A 2,958-nucleotide genomic window follows, 5' to 3' on the forward strand; every position below is an offset into this window, starting at 1 on the left:
TTGAGTATTGAAACTCATAATTCCCTAATGTGAAGTGGCTTATATCAATAATTTCAACTAATGAAGTTGAAAAGTTGAGGTCGGTATCGGATAGAACAATTTGTTTGCTTACTGAATCGTAGGCTTCAAACATATAATGGTGATCCTCCGAAACACCTTTATATAAAACCGCTCCATTAAGTTCATTGTTTCTGATTCTTAAGATCGTTTCTTCAATCATTTCAATTCTGTTTTCGTGTTCCTGAATCATTTGTTCGAGTACTGAAAATCCGAGGTTCTGGCTTTTAAGCAGTTGAAGAATGTCAATATAAATCTTCTCTTTTTTCATAAAAAATCTCCTTTATTTATCGATTGACAAATGATATTTAGTTGTTTAAGTTATCGAACTAAATACCAAATTTGTTAAAGAAAAAGCACCCAGAGCGTTAAGCTGAAATAACCAAGTGTTAATCAACTTGACGCCCAAAATGGGTGCTTTTATATAACCACGAACAAAAATTCAAACCTGACGATCGATATCGCCTCTTAAACATTAATAATTAGTGACTAATTCACTTATATACAAGGTATACAAGGGCACTCTGTATTCTTTCGAGCTGCTGCTTTTCAGGAATATCCTTAAAGAAGCAGCCAATAATAAACAGAAAATAACGGCCTGACTGAAGTCATTTTTCCTGATAACATTTACTTTTGAATCGCTCTATTTTACGATTTAAGAGTTAAAAAAGGAGTAAAAAAATCCAATGACTATTTCACCTTTACAGAAGGCTCGTTATGAATACGAACCAAAACTTCCGGGCATGCTTCGCAGCGGAATCGATACGATTGCAGTAAAAGAAGGTGCCCCAACTCAGAGTGTTGCTGATCAGGAAGCCATCAAGGCTCTGTTCCCAAACACTTATGGAAAAAATGAAATTACTTTCGTTCAGGGCGAAAGCAGTGCAAAACCTGAAAAACAGACAGTCGGTGTCATTCTGTCCGGCGGTCAGGCTCCAGGCGGACACAATGTCATCAGCGGTCTTTATGATGCTTTAAAAGCTGCTAATCCTGAAAACGTACTGATCGGTTTTAAAAATGGTCCAAGCGGACTGATCGAAGATGATTTCGTCGTATTCGATGATGATTACATTAACGCTTACCGCAATACCGGTGGATTTGACATCATCGGTTCAGGAAGAACTAAACTTGAAACTGAAGAACAGTTCAAGGTCGCTGCTGAAGTAGCTAAAAAGCATGGCATCAACGCAATCGTTATCATTGGCGGTGATGACTCCAATACAAATGCAGCTGTACTTGCAGAATACTTTGCCGCTAACAACGCTGGCGTTCAGGTCATCGGTGCCCCCAAAACCATCGATGGTGACCTGAAAAATGATGATATCGAAATTTCATTCGGTTTCGATACAGCTACAAAGACTTATTCTGAACTAGTTGGAAACATCGAACGCGATGCCAACTCCGCTAAAAAATACTGGCACTTCATCAAAGTCATGGGACGTTCCGCTTCTCACGTTGCTCTAGAAACTGCTCTTGAAACTCAGCCAAACGTATGCCTGATCTCTGAAGAAGTTGCTGAAAAGAAAATGTCTCTGAAAGACCTCACAAATTATATTGCTGATTCTGTTGAAAAACGTGCCAATAACGGCGACAACTTTGGAGTCGTTATTATTCCTGAAGGTGTTGTTGAATTCATTCCTGAATTCTCCGCTCTGATCGCTGAAATCAACGAACTGCTCGCGGGAGCCAAAGCAGACGCATTCAATGAACTGCCAACATGGAAAGAAAAAGTTGAATTCATCAAAAATGGTCTGAGCAAAGAAGCCTGGGAAGTTTTCGAAATTCTTCCTGAAAACATTCAGCAGCAGCTGTTCCTTGAACGCGATCCTCATGGAAACGTTCAGGTCTCCCTGATTGAATCTGAAAAGCTGTTCTCTGCTCTGGTTGCAAACGAACTGAAAAAGCGCGCTGAAGCTGGCACTTACAAAGGAAAATTCAATCCGCTTCACCACTTCTTTGGCTATGAAGGACGCTGTGCATTCCCATCCAATTTTGATGCAGACTACTGCTATTCTCTTGGATACAATGCGGTTCTTCTGATCCTGAACGGATATACCGGATACCTTTCCAAGATTTCCAACCTGTCCAAACCTGCTTCTGAGTGGGTTGCCGGTGGTATGCCAATCACTAAGATGATGAACATCGAACGCCGTCATGGTGAAGATAAACCTGTTATCAAAAAAGCACTCGTAGAACTTGAAGGAAAGCCATTCAAATTCTTTGAAGCAAACCGTGATAAATGGGCAGAAGAAACCTGCTTCCTCTATCCAGGGGCTATCCAGTACTATGGACCAGAAGAAGTATGTGATCTGACAACCAAGACTCTGAAACTCGAACAGGAATAATTTTGAACTTCAAGGATCTTCTGAATGAAGATCCTTTTTCATTTGCCAGCTTTTCAGATGAATGATTTTGAATCTTCTATTCTCTATGTATTCAATACGTAGAGAATTTTTGTCATATTTCAGAAATTAATCCATGAATGCAATCCAGCAATTCATGGATTGGATACAATTAAATCAGATGATGAAGTGTAACCTTTTGAAATTTGCATGGGCTTAGATCCTCCGGTTCCAGTCGATATTCTGTATTCGACTAGAACTGGAGGATTTTATGCATAATTATCTGTTTTCCAAATCCCGTGAACTGAATCAGGAACAGTGGATGAACCTGGTTGATCAATACCAGGTGTCAGGTCTGACTCAGGCTGGCTTCTGCGTCCAAAACGGCCTGGCTTTATCCACCTTCCAGTACTGGCGCAGAAAAGCTGCCGTCGTATCGCCTGCTTCAGCGGCTCTTGAATTCGTAGAAATTGACAGGACGGTCTTCCTGGATTTGGAAGGATCAGACGAGAGTCCAAAGCCGGTGATTGAAATCACTGACAGCGACCGAACGATCCGT

At 40.7% G+C, this 2,958-nt stretch carries 3 protein-coding genes; 2 read left to right on the forward strand and 1 reads right to left on the reverse strand.

What is annotated here, in order from left to right:
- Nucleotides 1–328 (reverse strand): hypothetical protein (locus BO222_RS00265; RefSeq protein WP_143356863.1); only part of this gene is annotated, 328 nt, incomplete at its 3' end.
- A 415-nt stretch (nt 329–743) separates the two neighbouring features.
- On the opposite strand from BO222_RS00265, the gene BO222_RS00270 reads away from it, so the two are divergent.
- A complete protein-coding gene (locus BO222_RS00270; protein WP_075817352.1) occupies nt 744–2,402 on the forward strand; it encodes a diphosphate--fructose-6-phosphate 1-phosphotransferase in 1,659 nt (552 codons plus the stop codon).
- A 268-nt stretch (nt 2,403–2,670) separates the two neighbouring features.
- On the forward strand, nt 2,671–2,958 hold a 288-nt coding region (gene tnpA, locus BO222_RS00275), incomplete at its 3' end, for an IS66 family insertion sequence element accessory protein TnpA (RefSeq protein WP_198931970.1).

The sequence above is a fragment of the Ileibacterium valens genome (genome assembly GCF_001945525.1).
Taxonomy (GTDB): Bacteria; Bacillota_I; Bacilli_A; order Erysipelotrichales; family Erysipelotrichaceae; genus Ileibacterium; species Ileibacterium valens.

Bases quoted from the DNA above. Each gene is read 5' to 3' on its own strand.
- BO222_RS00270 (WP_075817352.1), top strand. From the start codon at position 744: ATGACTATTTCACCTTTACAGAAGGCTCGTTATGAATACGAACCAAAA.